This window comes from Streptococcus suis (genome assembly GCF_046032515.1).
Lineage (GTDB): Bacteria > Bacillota > Bacilli > Lactobacillales > Streptococcaceae > Streptococcus > Streptococcus suis_AL.
Map to the genome: position 1 here is coordinate 57,898 of NZ_JARQPJ010000002.1, position 26,005 is coordinate 83,902.

Sequence of the window (26,005 nt, forward strand, 5' to 3'; positions counted from 1 at the left end):
AGTCAGTACCTAGTCGTTCACGATGTGAAGCAACTAATAAGCGATCGATTAAAATCCCTTTTAGGGGATTTTTTTACAGGCTACTATCTATTTGTGATATAATATTTGAAGTATAAGAAAAAGAAAGAGAATATGATGGAAACCTACTACAAAGCCATAAACTGGAACGCCATTGAGGATGTTATCGACAAGTCTACTTGGGAAAAGTTGACAGAGCAATTCTGGCTCGATACACGTATTCCTTTATCAAACGACTTGGATGACTGGCGTAAACTTACTGCTGAAGAAAAAGACCTGGTTGGTAAGGTCTTTGGCGGATTGACCCTCTTGGATACCCTTCAATCTGAAACAGGTGTCCAAGCTCTTCGCAATGATATTCGTACACCGCACGAAGAAGCTGTTTACAACAACATTCAATTCATGGAGTCAGTCCATGCCAAGTCTTACTCTTCTATCTTCTCAACCTTGAATACCAAGTCTGAGATTGAAGACATCTTTGAATGGACCAACAGCAACGAATACTTGCAACGCAAGGCAAAGATTATCAACGAAATCTACGAAACAGGTACACCACTTGAGAAGAAAGTAGCCAGCGTTTTCCTGGAAACCTTCCTCTTCTACTCTGGTTTCTTCACCCCACTCTACTATCTTGGTAACAACAAACTAGCCAACGTTGCAGAAATCATCAAACTGATTATCCGTGACGAGTCTGTTCACGGTACCTACATTGGCTACAAATTCCAGCTTGGTTTCAATGAATTGTCCGAGGAAGAACAGGACAAACTTCGTGACTGGATGTATGACCTTCTCTACCAACTTTACGAAAATGAAGAAGGTTACACACGCTCCCTCTATGACGCAGTCGGCTGGACAGAGGAAGTCTTGACTTTCCTTCGTTACAATGCCAACAAGGCTCTCATGAACTTGGGACAGGATCCACTCTTCCCAGATTCAGCAGATGATGTAAACCCAATCATCATGAACGGTATTTCAACCGGTACATCTAACCACGACTTCTTCTCCCAAGTCGGTAACGGCTATCTTCTTGGTGAAGTGGAAGCTATGCAGGACGATGATTATCTTTACGGTTTATAATCAAAAAAGCAGTTCAATCCGAGCTGCTTATTTTTTATACTAAAAATACAATCATCAAATAAGAAATACCGTTGTTGAGCATATGTAGCGCAATCGGATAACGAATATCACGTCTAATCAAATAGAGCCAACCAAGATTGAGTCCCATTGTGAAATAAATCAAAAATTGAGGAAGAGTTGCTGGCATATGGACCAGACTAAATAAAGACCCCGTTACAAATAGATAGATTCCAACAGCCTTCATATCTGCCATTTTAGGGAAGAAATAGGTCGCAAAAAATCCACGGAAAATCAATTCTTCTAAAATTGGAGCAAAGATCACTACGGAGCTAAATGCAATCAAGGGATAAGCTGATACGAATTCAATCACCAGCTTCTGATTTTCACTTTCTGGGACTGGTACAACAAATTGGAAGATAAAAAATGCAATATAGAGTAATATCGGCCATTGAATCTTATGGAACCATAAAGCTGTCACACGATAGTCAACAGAATGACGTGGATAGATATACTTCCATAACAAAATAATGAGCGCAATGGAGAGAACAAGACCAATTATCGCACAAATCCAAATTGTACTGTCAATCAACTGGGCAGGTATGTCTGGTATGCTTTGTAAAGTTGGTCCTACCATTAGAAAACCAGATGTAATCTGATAGGCAACAAAGTATAGAAATAGTAATGCGACGTGTTTGATAAATTTCAACATATTCCCTCCCTAAAAGCTCAAGTCAACAATATTATCGACTCGTACTAACTTGGTTTCAAGCTCCCCATTCGCTAATTCACGAGAAATTTTAACCCATTCCTCATCAACTGCCAAAATGGTGTATTCATAAGCAATAGAAAATTCCTCATCAAAGCGGATTTTGGCTTTACTTCCGACCAATTCTTTCAATAAAACTGACATCTGATTTTCTCCTTTTGTAGTTTTCTGCAACTTTTTTACCCTAGCTTGCAACCGCTGCACTTTTTTCCTATCTGATAGAGAATTGAAAAATAGAAATCCTACTAGAATCCATAAGAAAAAGTCCATATTTTCCTCCTATATCAAGCCCAGACTTTTCATCAGTAGCATCAACAAAAATCCGAGAAGATTATTCAGACTGTGTAGAATAAGTGCATTGGTAAATTTGCCAGAAATACGATAAGCAAGTCCTAGTACTAGCCCCATACCTCCGTAGACAACCCAAGATCCGATATTGGTCGGATTGTGAATAAGTCCAAACAGAAAACTCGATAACAATAATCCTACAATCGAATCCTTACCAAAGACTTTCCCCATAAGAATCCCTCTGAAAAGCAGTTCCTCCAAAACTGGAGCAAAGAAAACCGTAAAGAGAAACAAAACTAAGGTTGGTAAGCCTGAATTATTGATGATTTCCTGATTAGCAGTCGTTTGAACATATCCCTCTTCCAGCATAATCAATTGCCCACCAATTATTTTCAGACCAAACATAACGATAAAAGCAAGGACTACAAAACCAACATTCGCACCCATCCCCCACTTCTGCTCACTTTTCCATAGACCTAATTTACCAGTCAAGATAAGACCAAGCACCACGGCTAACAATAAAAGGGCTACAGCAATCAATATGTTATTCCCATCAAAATTTGGTAGGGTAAACATAGCCATCTGGGTCAATACATTAAGGGCAACGACAGCTAGTCCCACTAAGAGAAACTTCCAATTTTTAACCACATTCCAATCTTTGACACTTCCAAGTCTATTCATAACAATCTCCTTCACATACACTAAGTCAGTTTTCATTACTTTCTTTTTCGATCAATAGCAGAGCTGGCAAGCCCAAAACCATCGGCAAGAGGATATTCAGGGTTGACACATCAACCTGCCCAGTAGCCAGCCACTCTCCGAAAATATAGCCAACTGCGTACAGACCAAGACCGATTAATAGGACAAGATAAATTTTCTTAAAGAATTTCATGAGTTGACCTCCATCTAAACTAAATAAGTTTGATTTTCTTACGGTTAACAATATAGAAACTAAGGAATCCCACCATGGTCAGAAGAACAACTGTCATGGGAGTGACAAACTGGAAATACTCCGCTGCAGATGTTCCACTTTCCTGTGGAATTTGTAACTGCCACATTCCAATACTAACTAGCAGACTGTAGACAGCAATCTGTAGGGTTTGATACAGAGTTCGTTTCATCATTCTCTTCCGAGCCAATTTCACTTCAGCCTTGGCAACCACCAATTTATCCAGACCCAACTGTTTGATAATGGCATCCTGTTTGAATTGAGAATAAACCAATGTCAAGAAAAGGCTGATCCCCATGACATCTTCTCCCAGCGCAAAGCTAACTAGGAAGCTTAGCAGTGTCACTGTCATAAAGAGCATATACATATTGTTGCCGAAATTGGTCAAGGCCGCATAAGACACCTCGTCTAACTCACCAACAATATCATAGAAATATCGAATTGCTCGAATGTGTAGATTTTCCTTTTTCATAGCTATCACCTAAAACTCTTTCAAAAATCCTTATTTAAAATAACGACGAACCATGCGAACCTGCATGACATTGATGTAAATGTGAAGAAAGGCAACAACTAGAAATGCTGTAATTTGTCGCTCCTGCAATAGCATGCTAAGTACAAATAGGAATAGATACAAACCTGGTAACACGATTTGATTCAAAGTGAAGACGATTTGGAAACTCATTTCGTAGTTTGCTTGTTTCTCCCCCTCGTCCATTGCCTCAGCAAAGTCTTTCATCTCTTTTACTGTAGCAAATGCAGATAACTTATAGTCTCGAATTTTCTCTGTTAATTTAATAATAATCACTTGAGTAATTAGAAGTACGATAAAGAGAACCAAGTCAAAAATTGACCCATACATAACCGCACTCTCTTCTAAGAAGGCAACTCCAAATCCTAAAACTAAATTTAACAGAGTCAATGATACGGCAACATTAAATGATATGGTCGCATATTCTAGGTTACGATACATTTTTTTATACAGTTCATCAAAGTGTTCTTCTTCCTCATCTGAAATAGAATGGTAAAGATGGTATTTTTTATTAGCTTTAATACCAAAATAAATGGTTCCAGCAAAAATTACAAAAGTAATGATACGCAAACAAAACAAGAAATTATCTAAATTGACAAAAGATGGTAATCCAAGCTTAGAAATCGATACTCCAAAAAAGCCACAAAATGCTCCGAAAATTGCTCCCAAAAACAAATATGTAAGATTTCTGAGCCATCTTTGTTTTGTCGTTAATTGTTTCCCCTGTTTCATTCTTCTACCTCCACTAATTGAAAGACATTCTCCACATTTTCGTTAAAAATTTGAGCAATTCGCATGGCAATGACCACCGAGGGCGTATATTCTCCCCGCTCAATCAAGCTAATGGTCTGTCGCGAAACTTCTGCTAATTTTGCCAACTCAGTCTGATTGAGGCTATCCCGTGCCCGCAACTCCTTGAGCCGATTTTTTAAGACATATTCCATAAATTTTCCTTTCTAGGCTTGGTAGATAATCAAGCTCTTTTCTGTTACAGCTACTTCCACCGCCACTTCTTTGAATTTTGCTATCAGTAAATAGGTATAATAGAAATCCCCAATACAAGCTGCTGCATGCATGGTTGCTAGAATCTGATAAGCCCCTTTGTCAAGCCAACCAAACATTGCAGATGCTGTCAACCCCAAACTAATCAGAACGAAAGGGGCAAGGGCAATTACAACTGTTTGGAAACGATTATAAAGGGAGTTGGGACTGATTGCATAAGCCATCCCTGTTTTCCATTTAATTCCATATTTGACAGGATTTTTGGGACAAAAAATTTTAAAAAACAGTCCATGAATCCATTCATGAATGATAATAAGCAATAGAAAAACAAATAGTGCTTCAATGAATTGCATCTCATTCATAACATTTTGAAACTCAACTTTAGAAGCTATGAATCCAAATAGCCAAAAGAACGGAAACACTAATAAAATTGTAGTTACATACAACCTTGCTGCCAACTTTTTATCGCTTCTAACATCTACTTCAAATAATTTCTTTTTCGCTTCCATGTTTCTTCTCCTTCATTTGCCTACAAGCTAGACTAAACTATATAGTCCTAGAGCAACTCCAATCAATAATCCGACAATACAGGCTCCTGCAATCATAATCGCTGCCATATCTGCTGAAATGTACCGCTTCATGGTCTATCTCCTTCTACTTATTTCCTTTTTTCTCCATCTGTAAACTTGCTTCGATACAAGCAATTGAAGCAATTAGAGTAGTCATTAGAGCTGTATCCATATCGCTCCATCCCAGCAAATCAGAAAGGAGAATGTAAGCCAATAATAGAATGGACCCTATTTCGACTGCACGCGCAACGGTTGTTCCTGTAATCAAAATTCCTTTTTTATTGCTATTTATCTTTTTCATTGTTATACCCCAACTTTCTTTTTTTCTTGTCTGATGAATTCGTTTTTATCTCCTTATCTTGATATCATTGTAACACTTCTTTTTCTTTTTGACAAGTATCTTTGTCAAAAAAATAATAATTTTTGTCAAAAAGTTTATGAATGTTGTCAAATTGACTAGAATGCCATACAAAAAACTCTTTTACCCAGAGGATAAAAGAGTTCATTTGTTATTCCAAGTGATCCACGCCAGCTTGCATTCTTTCTTCACCCCACCAGTAAGGCATGAGTTCACCTAATGTGATGGTTTCTCGTTTGTCAAAATCAAGCATGATTTCTGTTTGTGCATTATCAGCCGACAGTTGCATCAAAAATTCACGACAAGCTCCGCAAGGCATTCCTGAACCTTCTCCAGAGGGCGCTTGATCTCGAAAGGCAATAATGCGTTTTATCGCTGTCTGACCACTATCCTGAAACATATTAAAGGCAGCGGCTCTCTCTGCACAAAGATGAAATACACCTGCTGTTGCCTCAAAGCAATAACCGGTGTAAATTTGTCCATCTTCTGCCTCAATTGCAGCAACAACATGGTTTGAATAAATAAAAGGCGAAACATAATGTGGCGCATAATGACCTTTTGCTTTCTCATACATCTCTTGCCAAATATCTTTGATGTGTTCCATACGTACTCCTCATTTTAGAATAGAAAGATATCCCCTTGCTAGTTGCTTTAACAAAGGGATATACACTGACTATATTATAAGTTTTCAGCAACACTGTTCAAGAGGTTTTGAATTGCAGAGGCATCACTACCACCTGCCATAGCCATATCTGGCTTACCACCACCGCGACCTGCTACGATTGGAGCAAGGACTTTGATGAGGTTGCCTGCATGAACATCGCTTGATTTGCTGGCTACAAGGACATTGACCTTATCACCGATTGCCGCAACCAACACCAAGACATCAGAGTAGTCTTTCTGCTTCCAGTTGTCAGCGAAGGTACGGAGGGCACCTGCATCTGAAACTTGGACTTGGCTAGCAATGTAGCGAATGCCGTTAGCATCCTTGACCTCTTTGAAGACATCACCAGCAGCAGCTGCCGCTGCTTTTTCTTTCAGAGCTGCATTTTCTTTTTGCAGGTCACGAACTTGTTGTGCAAGACTTTCAACCTTGTTTGGCACTTCCTTGATCTGTGGTGACTTGATGGTTGCCGCTACTTCTTTGAGGGCATCTTCTTGGTCACGATAGGCAAGGAAGGCCTCACGGCCTGTTACCGCAATGATACGGCGAGTACCTGAACCGATACCTTCTTCTTTCAAAATCTTGAAGATACCGATTTCAGCGGTGTTGCTAACATGGGTACCACCACAGAGCTCCACAGAATAGTCACCAATTGTCACCACACGGACTTCTTTACCGTATTTTTCACCGAAGAGGGCCATGGCACCCATTTCCTTAGCAGTGTCAATATCGGTTTCAACCGTCACAACTGGAATGGCATTCCAAATTTGCTCATTGACTTCTTCTTCAATACGACGAAGTTCTTCCGCAGTAACTGCCTCAAAATGCGTAAAGTCAAAGCGGAGGAAGTCTTGCTCGTTCAAGGAACCAGCCTGTGTTGCATGCTTGCCGATAATATTGTGAAGAGCTGCATGGAGCAAGTGAGTTGCTGTGTGGTTCTTCTCAACACCCTTACGGCGTTTTGTTTCAATTTCAAGTGTGTAGGTTTGACCAACTGAAATGCTTGCGGACAGTTCAACTGTGTGCAATGGTTGACCATTTGGTGCTTTCTGCACATCGATGACAGTCGCAACAATGTCTCCAGCAGCATTTTTCACAAAACCATGGTCTGCAACCTGACCACCCATTTCAGCGTAGAATGGTGTTTGGTCAAAGACAAGGAGGGCTTGACCTTCTGAGACTGCTTCTGTACGCGCATTATCAGCCACAATGACAGATAAGCTTGCTTCAAGAGCTGTTTGGCCGTAAACAAAGGTCGACTCTTCTGTGATAGCAGCCAGGGTTTCATTTTGCATACCCATTGAACCACCTTTGACAACTGAGGCACGTGCACGGTCTTGTTGCTCTTTCATAGCCGCTTCAAAACCAGCAATATCAAGGGTCATTCCACGGTGCTCAGCCAATTCTTCTGTCAATTCTACTTGGAAACCATAGGTATCGTAGAGTTTGAAAATGTCACGACCATCAATCTCAGACTTACCTTCTGCTGCTAATTTATCCATCAATTGCTCAGCAAATTGTGAACCTGTATGGATAGTACGAGCAAATGACTCTTCTTCACTCTTAACAATCTTCTCAATGAAGGCACGTTTTTCAAGTACTTCCGGATAGTAGCTTTCCATGATATTGCCAACTGTCTCCACCAATTTGTACAAGAATGGCTCTGTAATGCCCAAACGTTGGCCATGCATAGAAGCACGACGAAGTAAACGACGAAGGACATAACCACGACCTTCATTCCCAGGAAGGGCACCATCACCGATAGCGAATGACAAAGCACGGATGTGGTCTGCGATAACCTTGAAGCTCATGTTGTCGCCATCTTGGTCATAAGTCTTACCAGAAATCTTTTCTACTTCACGAATAATTGGCAAGAAAAGGTCAGTTTCAAAGTTGGTCTTAGCCCCTTGGAAAATAGCCGCCAAACGCTCTAAACCTGCACCCGTATCAATGTTTTTGTTAGGCAATTCCTTGTATTCAGAACGCGGAACAGCTGGGTCTGCGTTGAACTGGGACAATACGATATTCCAAATCTCGATGTAACGGTCATTTTCAATATCTTCTTCCAAGAGACGGATACCAATGTTTTCAGGGTCAAAATCTGTGCCACGGTCAAAGAAAATCTCCGTATCTGGACCAGAAGGACCTGCACCGATTTCCCAGAAGTTATCTTCAAGCGGAATCAAGTGGCTTGGCTCAACACCAAGAGCAATCCAACGATTGTATGAATCCACATCATCTGGATAGTAGGTCATGTAGAGCTTGTCTTTTGGAAAGGCAAACCATTCTGGGCTTGTCAAGAGCTCAAAGCCCCACTCAATCGCTTCATCACGGAAATAATCACCAATAGAGAAGTTACCAAGCATTTCAAACATGGTGTGGTGGCGGGCAGTCTTACCAACGTTTTCAATATCGTTGGTACGGATAGATTTTTGAGCATTTGTAATCCGTGGGTTGTCAGGAATGACAGAGCCATCAAAGTATTTCTTAAGGGTTGCCACACCAGAGTTGATCCACAAAAGAGTTGGATCGTTAACAGGGACAAGATTTGCTGAAGGCTCAACAGAGTGACCCTTTGATTTCCAGAAATCCAACCACATTTGACGAATTTGTGCTGATGATAATTGTTTCATAATTAAGATACCAAGCCCGATTAGAAGGCGACTGAAAAATAGGAAACTGACAGGAAATACTGATTTCCTAGACAGTTTATCTTTTTTCCGAGCCTTCCGGGCGTGTTCAATTCAGAAAATTATCCAAATTAAACATTTCCTTTCATATTTGATAATTTAGGGGAAAGTCCGTAGCCCGAGTTCAACTAAGATACTAAGGGCGTTAAGCGGACACCGTCAAAATAGGAAACCTGACGAAGAGGCTGGGCAAAAAAGCCCAGCTCCACTACCCAGAGTTCGTGTCAACATCTCAGCGCAGTGGTTGATTGGCAGATTTGTTCGTGTTTTACACTCCAAATCTGACCTAATCAACTGTGCGGGGGTGGGAAGACGAACTCTTTTTTAGACTAGTCGAGTTCTTTCCCACTCTCAGGAAGTGTTTCTCTTTTTGACAAAGTCCGTAGCCCGAGTTCATTTCAGAATAAACTCGATGCCCTTTCCTTTCATAAGTGATAGTTAGGCGGATTCAATTTAACGAAACAGTTAAACTGAACAATTATTTTAAGATTATCTCGATGCATCTTCCATCATTTCGATGTAGTCAATTGCGACCACTAAGGAAATGACCAAATCTGCATAGGAATCCTCCAAGACAGTAACGGAATAATGAGAAGTGAAATGAAAGAGTTCTTTGGAGATTTCAGCTACGAGCATACCATCGGGCCTTTTCAAGCGAAAATCCAAATCCCAGATATTTCCGTCAAGGATTAAACCTAGATTTTCCACAGTATAGCGATCCTTGAAAAAAGTAAATTCCTTTTGCAAGTAGAATGAATGACCATCTGCCATATCAATGGTAAACTGGGGCAGGAAGGTCAAAAACTTCTTAGTAATCTGACAAACTTCCCCACCTCTGGAATTGATCACGATAAATCGTTTTGGAATTTCGAGAAAAGAGCCCTCCACTTGATAAGCAAGATCCCCAAAACTATCACGAATATCAAATTTTTCACCACCGAAGGTAAAGCGCTGTTTCACTTGAAATTGCTTCATGATAACCTCCAAAAAAAAATAACAAGAAACCAAACGAAGGGCGAAAAACCGCGGTACCACCTTCATTCAATGACTTGTCATTCTCATTTCATAACCTATATTCAATTGTTCTATTAAGTAGCAAGATACTTGGCTTAGATGGCTCGCAGCAACCGCCAATTTTCTGAACTAAGTAATCAAGTATCTATTCTTAATAAGTAAAGCGTCAATTATTGACCTGAAGAACTAGAAGATTCTGTTGTAGAAGAAGAGCTACTTTCCGTTGATGAAGAACTGCTTTCTTCTGTTGTCACATATTGTGAAAGAAGATTTTGGAAAGCTGCATCCTTCACTTTAACATTAGCTTTTTGAAGAGCTTCCTTCAACACACCTGCAACAAATGTAGAATCATTTTGTTTTTGTGCTAAAATAATTTCTTTCAACTTATCTTTATAGTCTTCCCAATTCGCTGACTTCTCAGACTTAGCTTCCAATTTCACAACATAGTAGCTCGTTGTGTAAGTTGTCATATCAACAACTGTTACAACAGATGCACCAACCTGACCAGCATCCAAGGCAAAGATTGCAGATTGAACTTCCGCAGGTACAGTTGTTGATGTAGAATCAAATTTGATTTCTCCACCTTTATCTTTTGTATCTGTATCTGTCGAGTTTTCTTTAGCTAATTTTGCAAAATCAGCACCAGCAGCCTGAGCAGAAGCTAAAACTTCCTTAGCTTTCGCTTCGTCATCTAACTTGATAATACGAGCTGTCACTTCTGGAGTATAGGATTCGTAGGCAGCTTTGTAGTTTTCATCTGTCAATTCTTTTTCAGCAGCCTGTTTCACTGCATATTCAACCAATTTATTTGTACGAATTTGCTGCTTGTATGTTTCAGTTGTCAAACCTGCTGAAGCCAAGGCAGTCGCAAACGAATCTCCGTATTGCTCAGCCATTTTTTCATAAGCTTCCGTAACTTCTTTATCAGAAACTTTATCGCCGTATTGTTCTTCAAAAACATCGCTAATGACCATTGAAAGTAATACCTGTTGAGCACTTGTGTTTGTTTTGACTTGCTCATAAAACTCAGAAACTGTGATGGTATTTCCTTTCATGGTAATGATGTCTTTATCAGCTGTACTTGTACATGCTGCAAGGGTCACAGTCGCAAATAGTGTGACTGCTCCTGCTAAGATTTTTTTTGTGTTTTTCATTTAAAAAGTTTACTCCTTTTTTCATTAACGTTATTTATTATATCACAAAAGCTTAAAAAGTACTTAAATTTCTTCAATATTTAAGTCAACATTTGCGACATTTTTCCTCAACATTAAGAGACCGTCGCTCATGGAGACAAGGCTAGCTGTTACATCAGGATTGTCCAAGGTCGCATCAAATAAACGTTGCAAACCGCGATAGATAGTCCTTTGCCCACGGCGAACTTCCTTGATATCTTTGGCAATATCTCCACCTTGAAAAATATCATCTAAGATAATCAAGCCACCAACTTTTACCTTTTTGAGAACTTCTGGAAGAAAAACAATGTATTTTGACTTAGCCGAATCCATAAAAACAAAATCATAGCTATCATTTTCAAGTGTTGGAAGCAAGTCCATCGCATCTCCCTCTAGCAATTCAATCTGCTGTCTGCTATCATACTTGGCAAAATTTTCCCTGGCAAATCCAATCATCTCTTCGTTGCGATCAATTGTCGTAATCTGCGATTGCGGACTATTCTCAGCCATTAGTAGGGCAGAAAAACCAATTGCTGTTCCAATCTCTAAAATACGTTTAGGTTGAAGTGTCTGCATCAGCAAGCGGAAATAGGCTACCGTTTCATGAGGGATGACTGGAATATTTTCTTGACGAGCAAACTCTTCCAGTTCTTTCAAAAAACCTGTATTTTGCGCCTGACGTGTTCGCATAAAATCCACAATTTCTTCCTTAACGACAGGACGGCGCATATTGTGATTTGCGTTTTTGCTATATGATTCGACCATAGAATCCATTATATCATAAGCCGACAAGATTTTCTTCCTCAACACACTAAAAGGTAGGTTTCCCCACCTTTTCTTTACATATTTTTGGCGTAATCAATTCGATACCCTAAATTTCCAGCTAGTTCTTGAAGTCGAACAAAAGTCGCTTGCTTACTGAAAAAGAGATAGTAACTATCCGTGTCCATATCCACTGCCCCTAGACAAAAGTTTTCATCAAGATATTTGCTATCAACGACTCTTGCCCATTCTGAAATAGAGGCAGCTGGATTTAATCCATCTGAATCCAATTTGAGAGAAATCCCTGCATTGCGGACTTGATGAAGACGGTCAAAAAAGTAGATAAAATCTTCAAGATTATCCTTATAATCACGCACACAAATATAGTTCAAATGCTCTAGTAATTTTATCAAGATTAACCAAAGATTTTCCTTTTCAGACTCCCCAACACGGTCCAAGAAATCATCGAATGAATCTGGTTCTAGGATGCGTTCGATAGAGTCTAGAATCTGATTCGGATCACTAGCAAAAACCACATCTCTAAGTTGGAGAAATAGCTCCCTGTCACCATTTGACATGAGGTCCGCCAGTTCAAAAATGTCCTGTAGCTGTTCTTCCGTTAACATAGTACCTCCATTATGAATTTGAAAAATCCCATCTTATATGCGGTGCTACTTGCTCTACAAAATGGTAAATATCATTAAAATCTGCACCATCAAGCTTATTCAAATTGACGACTGCAAGTAGTTCTCCCTTATTTCCTACAATTCGCAAACGTTTCGATTGATAGCCACGATAGACAGGAGAAACAAGGTAGCGAATCTCCGCAATCTCTTCTAACGAATAGCGCTGGCGTTCACTCCAAAAGTGTTCTTGAAATTCTAGGTACTGTTTTGTCAAGATAAAAACAGCCTTTTGCTTTCTCAATATATATATATAAACCAGCAAAGGTTGTAAAAATATCAAATAGATAACACTTCCAACAGATGGTTCAGGCCTGGTCAAACCACCAAGACCGATTAAGATTAAAACAAGACTAATCACACTGTGAATGACAATCGAACGTTTATAGGAAATCATATTAGAGGTGCACACCTTTCTCAACGAGCGCTTCTAATTCTTCCAAACGAGCTTCAAATACCTTGAAGGCATCGTTGAGGTAATCTGCCTTGGTCATGTCTACGCCAGCTTTGGCAATGACATTGAGAGAATAATCTGAGCTACCAGCCTTCAAGTAGTTGAGATAGTTTTCTTTGTCTTCTGGACTACCATTGACAATCTTGTTTGCTAGAGCTGATGCTGCTGCGAAACCTGTCGCATACTGATAGACATAGAAATTGTAATAGAAGTGTGGAATACGAGCCCACTCAAACTGGATTTCTGGGTTTTCTTCTGCCGAAAGTCCGTAGTATTTCTCATTTGTCTGACCGTACAATTCATTGAGGAAATCAGCCGTCAAGACTTGACCTTCCTGGTCTGCCTTGTAAATCGCTTGCTCAAACTCTGCAAATTGGGTCTGGCGGAAAACTGTACCACGGAAACCATCTAGGTAATGATTTAGAATAGCAAAGCGTTCTTTGTCATCTTCTACTTCTGCCAAGAGTTTTTCTGTCAAAAGGTTTTCATTGGTCGTTGAAGCAATTTCAGCCAAGAATAGAGAATAGTGACCATAGACATAAGGCTGCGTCTTACGTGTCAACATAGAATGGAGAGAGTGGCCTGTTTCATGGATAAGGGTGTACATATTATCCAAGTTATCCTGCCAGTTGAGAAGCATGAAGGCGTTGGTGTCGTAGGCACCTCCTGAGTATGCTCCAGAGCGTTTTCCTTCATTTACATGGACATCAATCCAGCGGTTTTCGAAGGCTTCCTTCACAATAGCCGCATAATCCTCACCGAAAATTTCCAAGGTTTCTTGGCATTTCTTGAGTGCATCTTCATAGGAAATCTTGGTACTGAAATCTGACAATGGTGTGTACATATCGTACATCTTCAAATCATCAATACCCAGGAGTTTCTTACGCAAATTGATATAACGGTGCAAGAGCGGAAGGTGCTTGTTGACTGCCGCCACTAATGTATCGTATACGGATTCTGGAATGAAATTAGCTGCAAGTGATGCGTGACGGGCCGAGTCGTACTTCCGCAAACGAGCTTTCAGGTTATTGACCTTGACATTAGACTGCAAAGTCTTAGCGTAGGTATGCTGGAACTGCTCGTAAGTTCCGTACATAGCTTCGTATGCTTCCTGACGGACGTCGCGGTTTTTAGACTCCATAAAGTGGATGTAGTTACCATGAGAAAGTGGTACCAAATGACCATCTTCATCAGCGATTTCTGGGAAACGCAGACTGGCATTGTCCAAGACTGAGAAGGTTTCAGCTGGTGACTCGAAAATCTCACTGGTCGCTGCAAGGACTTCTTCTACTTCTTGTGACAAGACATGGTCCTTGGCTGCCAGCAGCTTTTCAAATTGGTGGCTGTACTGAACAAGAGCAGGCTCTTCTGCCTTAAAGGCCTCCATCTGCTCATCAGTAATGGCCATAAATTCAGGCTCATAGAAGGCAAATGCTTGTGAAAAAGCAGAATAAAGACCCATAGCCTTAGCTTGAAATTCCTGGTATTTTCCTTCGCGAGTATCTTGGTCGTTTTTCATAGACGCATAAACATAGAGTTTTTCAATGCGACGCATGAGACCGAGTTGCGTTTCGCTGATTTCCAAAAGTCTCTTCGCTGAGTCGAGCAAGTGACCTGCAAATTCTTTTGTTTTTTCCGTTTCAGCTTGTAAATCTGCAAGTTCTGCTTCCCAGGCTTCATCGGTTGGGAAAATAGTAGTCAAATCCCATTGGTATTTTTCTTCAATTTCATGACGTTGTTTAGACATAATAAATCCTCCGTCTTACTATTCTAACATAAAAATACCTCACTTTCCAATGGAAAGTGAGGGCTTTCATAACAGTTGTTATAATAAAATTATATCCCGCAACATACACTATTAAAAATGTTGTTCTTGTTTCAAAGGAACAACTGCTAAAGTTTTTCCTAGGCTAGCCAATACCTTCAAGACTGTGTCCAATTGTGGACTAGTTTTACCTGTTTATTTTTTTCCTCCAATAAATTGCTGGTGGATAAACCGCTTGTATCCGCTTGTCCTTGACCTCTGCATAATAGTGGTCAAAGGCCTGATAGACGGGACTTAAATCTTTTGGTATTTGGGCAAAGCCAATAGCTGAGCGGGGCAGACGGATGTGGGGATAGAAGTCTAATGCTGCCTTGGTCAGTAGATTTTCTCCACGTCCATAAGCCTCTGCTTGCAGGGCGAGCCATTTGGGAGATTTGTAATAAAGCTGTTGAGCAATGTAGCGAGGCAAATCCTCATCCATTGGACACGTCATGCTAGATAGGGTTTGCTTGGCAAAAGGTAAACGGAATATATCCAGCAAGTTTCCCTGACCAAAGGGAAAGACTTTCGTAAGACAGTGTACCTTACCTCGCAAATCTTCATGAATGAGGTAACGGAGTCTTAACTCTTTCTTCTCATCATCTAGTTCCCAAAGATGAAAGCCCATATTCATACTAAAAGAGAGAAATTGCTTGTGCAAATTGGACAAACGCCCCTTGAGCCACAAATCCTTGCCAAGCAACCAGCGAACCTGATAACCTGATTCACGATAGGCTTGTGTCCGCACTTGCAAACGAGAAATGGGTAGACTGGAACATTGGACTTCCAAGGCTAGACTATTATTGACCAATAAATCAGCAACCTGGCCAATCTTTGGCAGGCATTTTTCCAGTTCAACCAATTCGTTTTTAGCCAACCAGTTATAGAGACTGGACTTAAGTGACAGGTGCTGGGCTGATTCATTCTCGGAGAAGTAGCTACAATCCCGTAGGGTTACGTGGGCAAAGTGCGAACGCAGAACTTTACCAGATTTGTATCGGACCTGGCCTCCACAACCTGGACAAGAATAGCGACCTTGCGGCGCAGGCTTTTCCAAAAGATTAAAAATTTGTCTGTCTTCATCAAGTGCAACTAACATAGAACCTCCTTTCTATATTAGTTCGGAATTTGTGGTAAAATGTTGGAAAGGAGAGTAAAAATGACAAAAAAAATTGATAAATGGGAAAAGGACGGCTTTGTCCTGCAGTCCTTTCAAGCGGGCTTTGCGGAGAAATATTATGAGGACTGTTTTACTAAGCCTTCCGCTGAAATTGATCGCCTGACGGGGAGTTCAGGAACTTATAAGAAAGAGGATGTTGTCAGCTACTACAACCGGATTGTCACTGACCCTGACCGGTTTGACTTTATGCTGATTGCACCTGACGGGACCTTTATCGGCGAGTCGGTTATCAATGAACTGGATAGGGAGAACAGCTCTGCTAACTTCCGTATTGTTATCTTTGATGAGGACTATCTGGGACAAGGTCTGGGCTCTTGGGCTGTTGAGAAAACCAGGGACTTTGCGTTTGAGCAAGTTGGCTTACACCGCTTGGAACTGGAAGTTTTTTCCTTCAATCCGCGTGCCAAGCGTGCCTATGAAAAAGCAGGCTTTCGTTTGGAAGGCATCAAGCGTGACAGCCAGAAGACAGCAGACGGCTACGCCGATACCCTCATCATGTCAATCCTAGAAGACGAATGGAAAGCACTCAAAAAACCAGCTGACTAGGGCTGGTTTTTGTGTCTTTTCTAAGCAATTTTACCCAATCTGACTGCCGTTTGGCACAGATGGGTCTACTGTTAAGAGTGTTAAGTTGCCGTCGTGTTCGGCTGAGAGGATCATACCCTGGCTGAGCAAGCCCATCATCTTACGTGGCTTGAGGTTAGCAACGATTTGGACTTTCTTGCCGACCAACTCCTGCTCATTTGGATAGTACTTGGCGATACCAGACAGGATTTGGCGGTCCTGGCCATCACCTGCGTCCAGACGGAACTTGAGCAACTTATCAGAGCCCTCCACCTTGGCCACTTCCTTGACTTCGGCCACGCGGATTTCTACCTTGTCGAAGTCCTCGAACTTGATCTCAGCTTTTTCATTTTTGAGCTCCACGTCAGCTGGGTTCCACTCCTTTTCTTCCTCTTGGGAAATAGCAGAGCTGCCACCCATTTGGGCTTGGATATAGGCGATTTCTTCTTCCATATCCAACCGTGGGAAGATAGGTGTACCTTTTTCTACCACTGTCAAACCAGCTGGAAGACCTGCAAAGTCAAGGTTTTCAAGGTCAAATGCTGTTCCCAAACCAAGCTGTTCCATAATGGCATTTGAAGTGGTCATCATGAATGGCTGAATGAGGTGAGCCACCACACGCAGACCTGCTGTCAAATGAGCCATGACCGCTGCCAACTTGTCACGGTCAGCTTCTTCTTTTGCCAAGACCCATGGTGCTGTTTCATCGATGTACTTGTTGGTACGGGAGATGATATTCCAAACAGCTTCCAAGGCGCGTGGGTAGTCAACTGCTTCCATATACTTGTGGTAGCTTGCCAAGTTGTCAGCTACTACTGCCGCCAAGTCCGCATCAAAATCTGTCACGTTGGCAACAAAAGTCGGTACCTGACCACCGAAATACTTGTTAATCATAGCAACCGTACGGTTGAGCAAGTTTCCAAGGTCGTTGGCTAGCTCGTAGTTGATACGACCAACATAATCTTCTGGTGTGAAGGTCCCGTCAGAGCCAACTGGCAGACTACGCATGAGGTAGTAACGAAGTGGATCCAAGCCGAAACGCTCAACCAACATTTCTGGATAGACCACATTGCCCTTAGACTTAGACATCTTGCCATCTTTCATGACAAACCAGCCATGAGCAACCAAGCGGTCTGGCAACTTCATATCCAACATCATGAGCATGATTGGCCAGTAAATGGAGTGGAAACGAAGAATGTCCTTGCCAACCATGTGGTAAACTGTTCCATTCCAGAACTTGTCGTAGTTGACTGTTTCTTCCTGACCATAGCCCAAGGCAGTTGCGTAGTTGAGTAGGGCATCAATCCAGACATAGACAACGTGCTTTGGATTGGACGGTACAGGCACACCCCAAGTAAATGATGTCCGAGATACTGCCAAATCTTCCAAGCCTGGCTCGATGAAGTTTTTCATGATTTCATTGAGGCGGCCGTCTGGCTGGATAAAGTCTGGATGAGCATTGAAAAACTCAACCAATTTGTCCTGATACTTGCTGAGGCGGAGGAAGTAAGACTCTTCTGATACCCAGGCAACCTCGTGACCGCTGGGAGCGATACCGCCTGTTACCTTACCGTTTTCATCTCGGAAGACCTCTTCTAATTGGCTCTCGGTGAAGAATTCCTCGTCCGATACGGAGTACCAACCAGAATACTCTCCCAAGTAAATGTCGTCCTGCGCCAGCAATTTTTCAAAAACAGCCGCCACCACTTCCTCGTGGTAATCATCAGTCGTGCGGATAAATTTGTCGTAAGAGATGTCCAGCAAGTTCCAAAGTTCCTTGACGCCAACCGCCATGCCGTCAACGTAGGCCTGAGGTGTCAGACCTGCTTCTTTAGCCTTCTCCTCAATCTTCTGGCCATGCTCATCAAGCCCTGTCAGATAGAAGACCTCGTGGCCCATGAGACGCTTGTAGCGAGCCAAGACATCGCAGGCAATAGTTGTGTAGGCCGAACCGATGTGGAGCTTGCCAGACGGATAATAAATCGGTGTGGTAATGTAAAACGGTGTTTTTGTCATGCTTTCTTCCTTTCAAATTCAGAGCAAATGAAACCCTGTTATTGACAACATCCTATTTTATCATATTTTCAGCTAAATCACAAAGCGGTTCTAAATACAAGCCGAGTAGAAAGCTAATGTCTATCTTCTCTATAAAATTATAGTTCTGTTCTTGTCAATTGACGAAGAGCGAAAAACCGGAACCAGTTTGGAACTGTTTCCGGTGTTCTTATACAATATGGAGCTGTTCAAATACATTTTCCAAATCAGCTATCATTTCTCGATGAAAATCTAAATGATAGGTTTTCTGGTCAGAATCTGGTAATTTTTCAATATCAACTAAGATTGCTTGATAACGATGGAGGATTTTCTTACCAGCTTCTTTATCTATCTCTTCAATTTTACCAATACCTGCTGCTATTTCATCCAAACTGTCATATTTTGTCAGCATAGCCTCAGTCCACTCCCGCTTGTCCTTGTTGAGAGTGACAATCTTTTCTGTCAGCCATTCTTCATACCTTTCCTCTTCTGTCAAAGACTGGCTATTAGCGGCGGTCTTAGTCACTCGGTCGGATTTACTAGAACGAAGGTAATTCCGATAAAACCAGACGATCAACTTGACATTTCTTGCCGCTTTCTCTGCATGTCTGTTCTTCTCCTCCCACTCGTCCAATATAGCCTGGGCTTGTGCAGTATAGGTTTCAACCAATTTTGCCAGTCGCAACTTTTTCTCTGGGTCATCTTCCAACTCCATAGCCAAATAGGCTTGATTCATGCGGGCCTTGGCCACCTCATAGGTCTGAACTGTCCCCAAATAGGCCGCATTGCTATTCATCTGATTCAGCAAGCGATCCGTCTGTCCTTTGATAAAAGACCGAACTTTTGATGTTAATTTACGGTAAGGCATTGATTTGCTCCCTAAAAATTAGTAGCGTGCCATAATATCCTGATTACTATAGAAGACGGTCATCAGATATACATTTTCTTCCTATCTCCTCCATATCATAGTCAAAAAGGAGGTCATGGCAGTCTGTAAAGAGCTGACGACGTTTATCATCATCTAAAACAGCAATATCAACTCCCCGATCATCGTAGCAATGATAGATGATATTGTCCTGACTAGATAGGAAGAGAACGGAACTTGATAGATAGTTAAAACCTCCATGGTCGGCTTTGACAATCTCCCTCAACAAAGCGTTTAGGTCCTGGTCGGTAACTGGAAAGAGATAGCACTCAAAGACTAGCACATCTCCCGTCCAATCCTCCACTTCTATCAACTCAGGCTCAGGGACTTTGTCGAAGTTAAATTTCGATGAAAAATGCCAGAGGTAGGTGTCTATATCCCTATCTTCCTGTCGAAGGAGCGAAAGGAGCACATAGTCGTATTCTGAACTAGCCTGCTCAAAAAGTTCTACTGCACGTGCATAGGCTCTTTCAAGATAGATTGCTCTTGATAATTCTTCTGCTTCGTCTGCAGGCCCGATTTCAAATCTAAGAGCAAGAGGTGTGCCATAAAAGAATGGACCCACTAGTCGATTATCTTTCAGTTGAAAGGACTTCAGCCATTGATTCAATTCCATATACTATTCTCCTCTTATATAGCTATGTACTATTCTATCATATACTAGGAAATTAGGTCTAGTCTTCTTTGGAAAAATATTGTAGAATAGTGAACTAGTAAAGTATCTAGTAAAAAGAGGTCCTATGAAAACCGAATTTATCAATGAGAGGGCTCAATCAGCTTTCAATCTCAACATCATCACCTCTCCTATTATAGCTATTATTTTGTTGCTAGTAGGAGATTTATTTTCACTCCAATAAGCTTTTTACTCCCATTTAGCGAGACCCTTTCTGTAAGTTTTGAACTGTTCGCTTTCGCTTTTATCAGCCTGATGGTCATTTTATGGGCACGGTATATTGAAAAAAGCCCGTGGGTAGGACTTGGTTTTACTAAATTAGTATAAAACTTTATCCATTAATTTTCCAGAGCATCTCTTAAAAACAGGAAAATCCCTCCAAAATACGAAGGGATTCCTAATAATTTATTAACACTATACTCCCTAGGCTACTGTGGAAGAGATAGCTGATTTATATGTTGAAAACACCAATGGATTCTTGGCTTTCAAATCTTCATAAAATATAGTCTGACAAGTCCAATAGTATGGATATACGTAAAGTCCCAAGAAACCAAACGTCAAAAGAACCCCAATGAACCAACCAATAAATGACAAGTCAAGCATGAATCGACGCCACTTATTACCTTTCATCAATTGCCAACTCTGTTTGAATAATTTAAACGGAGAAGAATAAATATTATTTTCCAAATGATCATAAAGAAGAAATTGAACCTGACTGAGACCATAATCTACTAATAGACCACAAACCAAGCCAATCACGACTAAGATTACTCCTATTTGAAAATAGGAGGAGCTAAAAAATCCTGAAAAATCAGGCTGATAGCCAACCGGAGCCCCAACAATGAAAACTGTACTGAAAAATGAAATACTAAGTAAAGCCATCCCAATGACAGCTGGGAAACCAGCTATATAAATAACGAGCATTTTCAAAAAGGTCGTGACCAGAATAGGTAAAAAATTCTTGCCATCCAGTAGACTAAAACACTCTGAAAAGCTGACCTTGTCTCGCTGCTTTCTTACGACTCTTATGAGTTGAAAACACGCCGTCACAATCAAACATTGTGCAATAAAATCAAATATGATTGACGGGTCAAGCGATATATAATTGTGACTCCATGTTACCCCATCTTTTACAATCGTCTCTCCCCAAAAGACGATACCCGTTCGTCCCCAGATTTGTTTCAAGCCAAATTCTGCCACTCCTGACAGAAAAGAAATCAAAACAGGTGCCAAAAACAAGGTTATCATCCCATCTGTTTGTTCACGAATAACCGTTGCTTTAGCTCGAATATCGCTATTAGACATTGCGTTTCTCCTTTCATATATCCGTATCATTATATATATTATACTATTTTATTTTTAAGTTTTCCATTATTTCTATAAAAAAATTGTACAAAAAGGGAGTGGGAAAGAACTCGACTAGTTAAAAAGAGTTCGTCTTCCCACCCCCGCACAGTTGATTAGGTTAGATTTGGAGTGTAAAACACGAACAAATCTGCCAATCAACCACTGCGCTGAGATGTTGACACGAACTCTGAAAAGTGGTGCTAGGCTTTTTGCCCAGCCTTAATCTATTTATTATTTCACTTCCGAATGACGATAGCCATAACAGAAGTAAATCAAAATTCCAATGACCAATGATACTCCGAATGCTAGCCAAGTATCAAAGCTGTATTGAAACATAAAGGATAGACAGATAATAATTGAAAGAATTGGCAAGATTGGTACCAAAGGTGTTTTAAATTGTCCATCTTTTGGCAAACCTTCGACTTGACGCAGACGAATAATACCCAACGCCAGCATGATCAAATAAGCTAAGGTACAGATATTGAGGAAGGAAGCAATACTTGCTAGTGGGAAAATACCTGCACAAATGGCTGCAAAAATCCCCACAAGAATGGTCGCATTTTTAGGAACCTTGCTTGTTTGTGTCAATCGGCTCAATGATTTCGGTAGCAAACCATCACGACTGATGGAATAGACCATTCTCGACAAGGCGTAGGTCATCGAAATACATACTGTAATCAATGTTAGGATTGCAACAATAGAAATATAACTCGCTGCCCAATCCAATCCAACTTCTCGAAGTGCAAAGGCTACCGCATCTGCCACATTCAACTTAGTATAGTGAACCATGCCAGTCAATACTAATGTCACTACAATATAAAGAATTGTTACAATGGATAAAGACAACACGATTCCCTTTGGTACATTCTTCTCAGGTTTTTTCACCTCATCAATTGCTAATGAAATAGACTCAAATCCCAGGAAGGCAAAGAACATGAGAGACGCTCCTGCCATAATTCCTGCCTGTCCACCATAAATGGCACCAAAACCAAAAGGAGAGAAGTTCGACCAGTTTTCTGGTTTGATAAAGAATATCCCTACTAAAATAAATAAAGCCAACGCTGAAAATTTCAAAACTACCAAGGCTGAATTGAAACGAAGAGCTGCCTTAGAATTAAGCAAGACCACTCCTACCACAAAAATCAAGACAAGAACTGGTAAGAGGTCTACATAGGTACCTGCAGCGAGGTTAAAAGTTCCATTCAGAGCTGTCGGCATAGCGATACCAAAATTAGCCAGGAGTCCTTTCAAATAAGCTCCCCAACCAGATGCAACACTCGATACAGCAGTCAAGAATTCCATGATTGTCAGCCAGCCAGCAATCCAGGCAGGAAATTCACCAAAAACCGAATAGAGATAACCATAGGCACCACCGTTAGTCGGTATACGAGAGGCAAATTCTGCGTAAAACAAGGCTGTTAGTCCGACTGAAATTGCTGCAATAACAATTGAGATGATCAGAGCTGGCCCTGCATACTGGGCTGCTGCCAAACCAGTTACCGTAAAGATACCTGTTCCAACCATCGAACCGATACCTAAAAATATCAAATCAACTAAGCCTAAATGTCGCCGCATCTGACTATGGCGACCGACTACTTGTTTTTTTCTAAATAAACTCACAAAATACTCCTTCAGAATAAGAATATGGATACTCGACAGAACAATCTACGGATTCCTGTCAAAGAACCACAACGCCCCATTATACCATAAGTTGAAATATCTCGCATGGGTGATGACAAGCAAAAGAGCAAGGCTTTTCTACCTCACTCTTTCTTATGATTATTCTGGATTAACCTTAAAGTTTTTAAGATAATTTTTCTTATCTAACTGACCGCTAAAGTGATCTCCTACTTTGATAAATGGCAACTTGTCTGTACTATCTTCCGTTGCTTTGACTTTGTAAATCTTGCCCTCAGACTCAATATAGTAGATTGTCGCACCGCCAATTATTTGACTTGCTAAAGCTTCTACTTTTCCACTGATAACCTCAGTCTGTTCACCAACTTCTCCATTTTCAGTTACCGTCAATCCTGAAAGGCTAGAAGCATCCGTTCCTGTGACTTGAGAAATAAGGGACGCCACGTCATTGTTGACTGTCACTTGCTGGTAATCTTCCGCATCGACCAATGCATAGGATTTGACCAGGCCAGCGTCGTCTTTGAGAGAAACCAGATAGTAGGCCGTGTCTGCTAATTTGACCAGGCTTGGAGCAGTGGCTTTATAGCCTTTTTCCTGCACTTCACCTTCTGCGGACTCTTGCGCTGCTGTTTCAGTCGCCGAAGCCAATTTGTAGTTGGTAATTTCACGAGTTCTCATATTGACAAGAATAAATCCAAGGTTGGATGAATCAGCAGTTGCTGAGGTGATACCTGTGTAGAGATAAATATCTGAGCCGATAGAAATATAATTATAGCTGTCTGTTGTATTTTTCACACCAGTTTGACTGAAAATGGTATTCCAGAAACCATTTTGATAAGTATAGTGGTCATCTACACGGCTGATAACATTGTTTGCCGAATAAACACGGTCTACCCACTCTGGAATATCTTCCAGACTATACTTCTTACTTTCCCCTGTTACTGCATCCAATACAATAGCACCAATCGGATCATTTGATGAAAGTCCAAATTTTGGCTCGTAAATCGTTGCAATATAATATGGATTTCCTTGGTCATCCACTTCGAAGGATGGTTTCCCAAAAATAGTTGTCGGGTATTGCAGGCGAAGATGACGTAAGGTATCATTCAGCAAAAATTCGGAATCTGAATAGTGCATGGCTTTGCTCAACTTGGCAAGTTCTGCCTTCCCTGTTGTCTGATTAACCTTCACGTAGTAACCAATCCCATCTTGATGGTTGCTCAGCCATTTCCAAAAATTCTTATATTCCAAAGGCGATACACGGAACGGTTGCTGACCGATGGTAATCTGACGGTAATCATCTGAAATACCGAACTGGGAAACCTTGTCGATGGTGCCCAGATAGGTGTCACCAATCTTTTCAGCTGATGCACGGTCCAAGAGGGCCAGCTTGGAAATATCTGTTTCAGGGAAATCCGACTTGAAATCCGCATCCTTGACGCTTATGACAGCAGCGTAATCCTTAGCACGAAATACATGTGAGTTAATAAGCCCCAGCCCCAACAAACCCAGGACAACCAATACCCAAATTCGTCCCAACCATTTTAAGTAAGCTGGCAATTGCGAGGTTTTAATCTGATAGGTATCTACTTGTCTCTGACGACCGGAAATCTTGGTCACCTTTTGAAAAGCACCTTTGGAGCTGAACATGGAAAGTATGAGCCAGACCAATCCGACAGATTGAAGGAAAAATATCCAGAAGTCCACACTCAAAATATTTAAAGCAGGCAACTGGTACCAGTAGTAGATTAGCATTTCCAAAACTAGGGCTAACCAGGCAAAAACAAATAATTTTCTTTTCATAATAACCTCCTTGACACAGATTTCTTTGCTACTATTGTACCATACTTTTAATACTGTAACACAAAAATTGAAAATTTTTTTCAAGTTTCCATATTCGCCTGCAACTTTTATTTTTGGTATAATGTAAAACAGTAACAGACTAGAAAAGGAAAATTATGAAACTCATTTCTTGGAACATTGATTCTCTTAACGCTGCATTGACTGCAGAGTCTCCTCGCGCCCTATTATCACGCGCAGTCATCGATACACTTGTGACAGAAGACGCTGATATTATCGCCATTCAGGAAACAAAATTGTCAGATAAGGGACCGACTAAAAAGCATCTAGAAATTTTGGAAAGCTACTTCCCTGGATATGCCAATACCTGGCGTTCATCTGTAGAACCAGCTCGCAAAGGCTATGCTGGTACGCTCTTCCTCTACAAAAACCATCTAACTCCAACCATTACCTTCCCTGAGATTGGTGCTCCAACAACCATGGATTCTGAAGGGCGCATCATCACACTGGAATTTGATGACTTCTATGTTACCCAGGTTTATACGCCAAATGCTGGTGATGGCTTGAAACGGCTTGCTGACCGTCAAATCTGGGACGTTCAGTATGCGGCATACCTATCACAGCTTGACAGCCAAAAGCCTGTCTTAGCCACAGGTGACTACAACGTTGCCCACAAGGAGATCGACCTGGCTAACCCATCCAGCAACCGCCAGTCACCAGGATTTACAGACGAAGAACGTCAAGGTTTTACAAATCTACTTGCTAAAGGTTTCACTGATACCTTCCGCCACTTGCACGGTGATGTTCTCAACGCCTATACTTGGTGGGCTCAACGCAGCCGTACTAGCAAAATCAACAACACAGGCTGGAGGATTGATTACTGGCTTGTCAGCGACCGCATCGCCGACAAAGTAAGTAAGTCAGATATGATTGACTCAGGTGCCCGCCAAGACCATACACCAATTGTGATGGAAATTGAGCTATAAATAATACAGTTCACCAAACAAAAAGACTTAGAACAGCCATCAGAAACGGTGGTTCTCTA

27 protein-coding genes and 1 pseudogene are annotated in these 26,005 nt (G+C 41.1%); 3 read left to right on the plus strand and 25 right to left on the minus strand.

All coding sequences use genetic code 11. The features are described from left to right. Positions 1-135 precede the first annotated feature (135 nt). Positions 136-1,095: a class 1b ribonucleoside-diphosphate reductase subunit beta gene (gene nrdF / locus P7J49_RS01520; protein ID WP_004299066.1), complete on the plus strand. Its 960-nt coding sequence runs from the start codon at positions 136-138 to the stop codon at positions 1,093-1,095. A gap of 34 nt (positions 1,096-1,129) precedes the next feature. Here the strand turns inward: nrdF and P7J49_RS01525 are convergent, their stop codons facing one another. The 19 genes and pseudogenes from P7J49_RS01525 to P7J49_RS01615 all read right to left on the minus strand — a co-directional run bounded on the left by P7J49_RS01525 (position 1,130) and on the right by P7J49_RS01615 (position 15,898). Beyond that, positions 1,130-1,804 (minus strand): lysostaphin resistance A-like protein, encoded by a 675-nt coding sequence (locus P7J49_RS01525; protein ID WP_408568988.1) that lies wholly within the window; start codon positions 1,802-1,804, stop codon positions 1,130-1,132. A gap of 9 nt (positions 1,805-1,813) precedes the next feature. Further along, a complete protein-coding gene (locus tag P7J49_RS01530) occupies positions 1,814-2,131 on the minus strand; it encodes a hypothetical protein (RefSeq protein ID WP_408568990.1) in 318 nt (105 codons plus the stop codon). Positions 2,132-2,140: 9 nt separating this feature from the next. After that, a complete protein-coding gene (locus tag P7J49_RS01535; RefSeq protein WP_408568992.1) occupies positions 2,141-2,830 on the minus strand; it encodes a lysostaphin resistance A-like protein in 690 nt (229 codons plus the stop codon). A 25-nt stretch (positions 2,831-2,855) separates the two neighbouring features. Continuing rightward, on the minus strand, positions 2,856-3,041 hold the full coding sequence (locus P7J49_RS01540) for a hypothetical protein (protein WP_408568994.1): 186 nt from the start codon (positions 3,039-3,041) through the stop codon (positions 2,856-2,858). 19 nt (positions 3,042-3,060) lie between these two features. Then, on the minus strand, positions 3,061-3,570 hold the full coding sequence (locus tag P7J49_RS01545) for a DUF3278 domain-containing protein (protein WP_408568995.1): 510 nt from the start codon (positions 3,568-3,570) through the stop codon (positions 3,061-3,063). Between the two features lie 30 nt (positions 3,571-3,600). Beyond that, positions 3,601-4,359, minus strand: a complete 759-nt coding sequence (locus tag P7J49_RS01550) for a DUF3169 family protein (protein WP_408568997.1) — start codon at positions 4,357-4,359, stop codon at positions 3,601-3,603. Then, on the minus strand, positions 4,356-4,571 hold the full coding sequence (locus P7J49_RS01555; RefSeq protein ID WP_004299042.1) for a helix-turn-helix transcriptional regulator: 216 nt from the start codon (positions 4,569-4,571) through the stop codon (positions 4,356-4,358). Before P7J49_RS01555 ends, P7J49_RS01550 begins: the two co-directional genes overlap by 4 nt. A 12-nt stretch (positions 4,572-4,583) precedes the next feature. Next, positions 4,584-5,138 (minus strand): DUF3267 domain-containing protein, encoded by a 555-nt coding sequence (locus tag P7J49_RS01560; RefSeq protein ID WP_099810316.1) that lies wholly within the window; start codon positions 5,136-5,138, stop codon positions 4,584-4,586. A 145-nt stretch (positions 5,139-5,283) separates the two neighbouring features. After that, positions 5,284-5,499 carry a hypothetical protein gene (locus P7J49_RS01565; protein ID WP_024379659.1) on the minus strand — a complete coding sequence of 72 codons (216 nt, stop codon included), beginning with the start codon at positions 5,497-5,499 and terminating at the stop codon, positions 5,284-5,286. Positions 5,500-5,707: 208 nt separating this feature from the next. Beyond that, a complete protein-coding gene (locus P7J49_RS01570) occupies positions 5,708-6,160 on the minus strand; it encodes a cytidine deaminase family protein (protein ID WP_099832651.1) in 453 nt (150 codons plus the stop codon). A gap of 74 nt (positions 6,161-6,234) precedes the next feature. After that, positions 6,235-8,853: an alanine--tRNA ligase gene (gene alaS, locus P7J49_RS01575; protein ID WP_408569000.1), complete on the minus strand. Its 2,619-nt coding sequence runs from the start codon at positions 8,851-8,853 to the stop codon at positions 6,235-6,237. Positions 8,854-9,399: 546 nt separating this feature from the next. Continuing rightward, positions 9,400-9,885, minus strand: coding sequence for an LURP-one-related/scramblase family protein (locus P7J49_RS01580; RefSeq protein ID WP_408569002.1), 486 nt, complete (start codon positions 9,883-9,885; stop codon positions 9,400-9,402). A gap of 209 nt (positions 9,886-10,094) precedes the next feature. Continuing rightward, the gene (gene prsA / locus P7J49_RS01585) at positions 10,095-11,078 is read right to left on the minus strand and encodes a peptidylprolyl isomerase PrsA (protein WP_408569003.1); all 984 of its coding nucleotides are present in this window, start codon (positions 11,076-11,078) and stop codon (positions 10,095-10,097) included. Positions 11,079-11,141: 63 nt separating this feature from the next. Then, positions 11,142-11,861 (minus strand): O-methyltransferase, encoded by a 720-nt coding sequence (locus P7J49_RS01590; RefSeq protein WP_408569005.1) that lies wholly within the window; start codon positions 11,859-11,861, stop codon positions 11,142-11,144. 74 nt (positions 11,862-11,935) lie between these two features. Beyond that, on the minus strand, positions 11,936-12,484 hold the full coding sequence (locus P7J49_RS01595) for a DUF6630 family protein (RefSeq protein WP_014637770.1): 549 nt from the start codon (positions 12,482-12,484) through the stop codon (positions 11,936-11,938). A gap of 10 nt (positions 12,485-12,494) precedes the next feature. Next, positions 12,495-12,938 (minus strand): hypothetical protein, encoded by a 444-nt coding sequence (locus P7J49_RS01600; RefSeq protein WP_408551345.1) that lies wholly within the window; start codon positions 12,936-12,938, stop codon positions 12,495-12,497. A gap of 1 nt (position 12,939) precedes the next feature. Then, positions 12,940-14,742 (minus strand): oligoendopeptidase F, encoded by a 1,803-nt coding sequence (gene pepF, locus P7J49_RS01605; RefSeq protein ID WP_408569007.1) that lies wholly within the window; start codon positions 14,740-14,742, stop codon positions 12,940-12,942. A gap of 111 nt (positions 14,743-14,853) precedes the next feature. Continuing rightward, positions 14,854-14,955 (minus strand): annotated as a pseudogene (locus P7J49_RS01610) (transcriptional regulator); the annotation flags it as partial. After that, positions 14,948-15,898: a competence protein CoiA gene (locus P7J49_RS01615; protein WP_408569009.1), complete on the minus strand. Its 951-nt coding sequence runs from the start codon at positions 15,896-15,898 to the stop codon at positions 14,948-14,950. The gene P7J49_RS01615 and the pseudogene P7J49_RS01610, both read right to left, overlap by 8 nt. A gap of 60 nt (positions 15,899-15,958) precedes the next feature. On the opposite strand from P7J49_RS01615, the gene P7J49_RS01620 reads away from it, so the two are divergent. After that, positions 15,959-16,525 carry a GNAT family N-acetyltransferase gene (locus P7J49_RS01620; RefSeq protein WP_408569011.1) on the plus strand — a complete coding sequence of 189 codons (567 nt, stop codon included), beginning with the start codon at positions 15,959-15,961 and terminating at the stop codon, positions 16,523-16,525. A gap of 30 nt (positions 16,526-16,555) precedes the next feature. On the opposite strand, the gene metG is transcribed toward P7J49_RS01620, so the two are convergent. From metG to P7J49_RS01650, 6 genes are all read right to left on the minus strand, one after another. After that, positions 16,556-18,559, minus strand: a complete 2,004-nt coding sequence (metG, locus tag P7J49_RS01625; RefSeq protein WP_408569012.1) for a methionine--tRNA ligase — start codon at positions 18,557-18,559, stop codon at positions 16,556-16,558. Between the two features lie 208 nt (positions 18,560-18,767). Beyond that, complete coding sequence (locus tag P7J49_RS01630; RefSeq protein ID WP_408569014.1) at positions 18,768-19,445, minus strand: hypothetical protein; 678 nt, start codon at positions 19,443-19,445, stop codon at positions 18,768-18,770. A gap of 46 nt (positions 19,446-19,491) precedes the next feature. Then, on the minus strand, positions 19,492-20,118 hold the full coding sequence (locus P7J49_RS01635; RefSeq protein WP_408569016.1) for a DUF3885 domain-containing protein: 627 nt from the start codon (positions 20,116-20,118) through the stop codon (positions 19,492-19,494). A 480-nt stretch (positions 20,119-20,598) separates the two neighbouring features. Next, entirely contained in the window at positions 20,599-21,480 is an 882-nt protein-coding gene (locus P7J49_RS01640; protein WP_408569018.1) for a DUF975 family protein, read from the minus strand. 273 nt (positions 21,481-21,753) lie between these two features. Beyond that, the gene (locus P7J49_RS01645; RefSeq protein ID WP_408569020.1) at positions 21,754-23,142 is read right to left on the minus strand and encodes an amino acid permease; all 1,389 of its coding nucleotides are present in this window, start codon (positions 23,140-23,142) and stop codon (positions 21,754-21,756) included. Between the two features lie 159 nt (positions 23,143-23,301). Next, entirely contained in the window at positions 23,302-24,963 is a 1,662-nt protein-coding gene (locus tag P7J49_RS01650) for a hypothetical protein (protein ID WP_408569021.1), read from the minus strand. A 155-nt stretch (positions 24,964-25,118) separates the two neighbouring features. On the opposite strand from P7J49_RS01650, the gene P7J49_RS01655 reads away from it, so the two are divergent. Further along, positions 25,119-25,946, plus strand: coding sequence for an exodeoxyribonuclease III (locus P7J49_RS01655; RefSeq protein WP_408569022.1), 828 nt, complete (start codon positions 25,119-25,121; stop codon positions 25,944-25,946). The last annotated feature ends 59 nt before the right edge of the window (positions 25,947-26,005 follow it).

Coding starts and splice junctions, on each gene's coding strand:
- P7J49_RS01650 (WP_408569021.1), bottom strand. CDS start 24,963: ATGAAAAGAAAATTATTTGTTTTTGCCTGGTTAGCCCTAGTTTTGGAA.
- metG (WP_408569012.1), bottom strand. CDS start 18,559: ATGACAAAAACACCGTTTTACATTACCACACCGATTTATTATCCGTCT.
- P7J49_RS01540 (WP_408568994.1), bottom strand. CDS start 3,041: ATGAAATTCTTTAAGAAAATTTATCTTGTCCTATTAATCGGTCTTGGT.
- P7J49_RS01570 (WP_099832651.1), bottom strand. CDS start 6,160: ATGGAACACATCAAAGATATTTGGCAAGAGATGTATGAGAAAGCAAAA.
- P7J49_RS01600 (WP_408551345.1), bottom strand. CDS start 12,938: ATGATTTCCTATAAACGTTCGATTGTCATTCACAGTGTGATTAGTCTT.
- prsA (WP_408569003.1), bottom strand. CDS start 11,078: ATGAAAAACACAAAAAAAATCTTAGCAGGAGCAGTCACACTATTTGCG.
- P7J49_RS01550 (WP_408568997.1), bottom strand. CDS start 4,359: ATGAAACAGGGGAAACAATTAACGACAAAACAAAGATGGCTCAGAAAT.
- P7J49_RS01595 (WP_014637770.1), bottom strand. CDS start 12,484: ATGTTAACGGAAGAACAGCTACAGGACATTTTTGAACTGGCGGACCTC.
- alaS (WP_408569000.1), bottom strand. CDS start 8,853: ATGAAACAATTATCATCAGCACAAATTCGTCAAATGTGGTTGGATTTC.
- P7J49_RS01615 (WP_408569009.1), bottom strand. CDS start 15,898: ATGTTAGTTGCACTTGATGAAGACAGACAAATTTTTAATCTTTTGGAA.
- P7J49_RS01635 (WP_408569016.1), bottom strand. CDS start 20,118: ATGGAATTGAATCAATGGCTGAAGTCCTTTCAACTGAAAGATAATCGA.
- P7J49_RS01560 (WP_099810316.1), bottom strand. CDS start 5,138: ATGGAAGCGAAAAAGAAATTATTTGAAGTAGATGTTAGAAGCGATAAA.
- P7J49_RS01580 (WP_408569002.1), bottom strand. CDS start 9,885: ATGAAGCAATTTCAAGTGAAACAGCGCTTTACCTTCGGTGGTGAAAAA.
- P7J49_RS01525 (WP_408568988.1), bottom strand. CDS start 1,804: ATGTTGAAATTTATCAAACACGTCGCATTACTATTTCTATACTTTGTT.
- P7J49_RS01530 (WP_408568990.1), bottom strand. CDS start 2,131: ATGGACTTTTTCTTATGGATTCTAGTAGGATTTCTATTTTTCAATTCT.
- P7J49_RS01545 (WP_408568995.1), bottom strand. CDS start 3,570: ATGAAAAAGGAAAATCTACACATTCGAGCAATTCGATATTTCTATGAT.
- P7J49_RS01630 (WP_408569014.1), bottom strand. CDS start 19,445: ATGCCTTACCGTAAATTAACATCAAAAGTTCGGTCTTTTATCAAAGGA.
- P7J49_RS01590 (WP_408569005.1), bottom strand. CDS start 11,861: ATGGTCGAATCATATAGCAAAAACGCAAATCACAATATGCGCCGTCCT.
- nrdF (WP_004299066.1), top strand. CDS start 136: ATGGAAACCTACTACAAAGCCATAAACTGGAACGCCATTGAGGATGTT.
- P7J49_RS01565 (WP_024379659.1), bottom strand. CDS start 5,499: ATGAAAAAGATAAATAGCAATAAAAAAGGAATTTTGATTACAGGAACA.
- pepF (WP_408569007.1), bottom strand. CDS start 14,742: ATGTCTAAACAACGTCATGAAATTGAAGAAAAATACCAATGGGATTTG.
- P7J49_RS01640 (WP_408569018.1), bottom strand. CDS start 21,480: ATGTCTAATAGCGATATTCGAGCTAAAGCAACGGTTATTCGTGAACAA.
- P7J49_RS01620 (WP_408569011.1), top strand. CDS start 15,959: ATGACAAAAAAAATTGATAAATGGGAAAAGGACGGCTTTGTCCTGCAG.
- P7J49_RS01535 (WP_408568992.1), bottom strand. CDS start 2,830: ATGAATAGACTTGGAAGTGTCAAAGATTGGAATGTGGTTAAAAATTGG.
- P7J49_RS01655 (WP_408569022.1), top strand. CDS start 25,119: ATGAAACTCATTTCTTGGAACATTGATTCTCTTAACGCTGCATTGACT.
- P7J49_RS01555 (WP_004299042.1), bottom strand. CDS start 4,571: ATGGAATATGTCTTAAAAAATCGGCTCAAGGAGTTGCGGGCACGGGAT.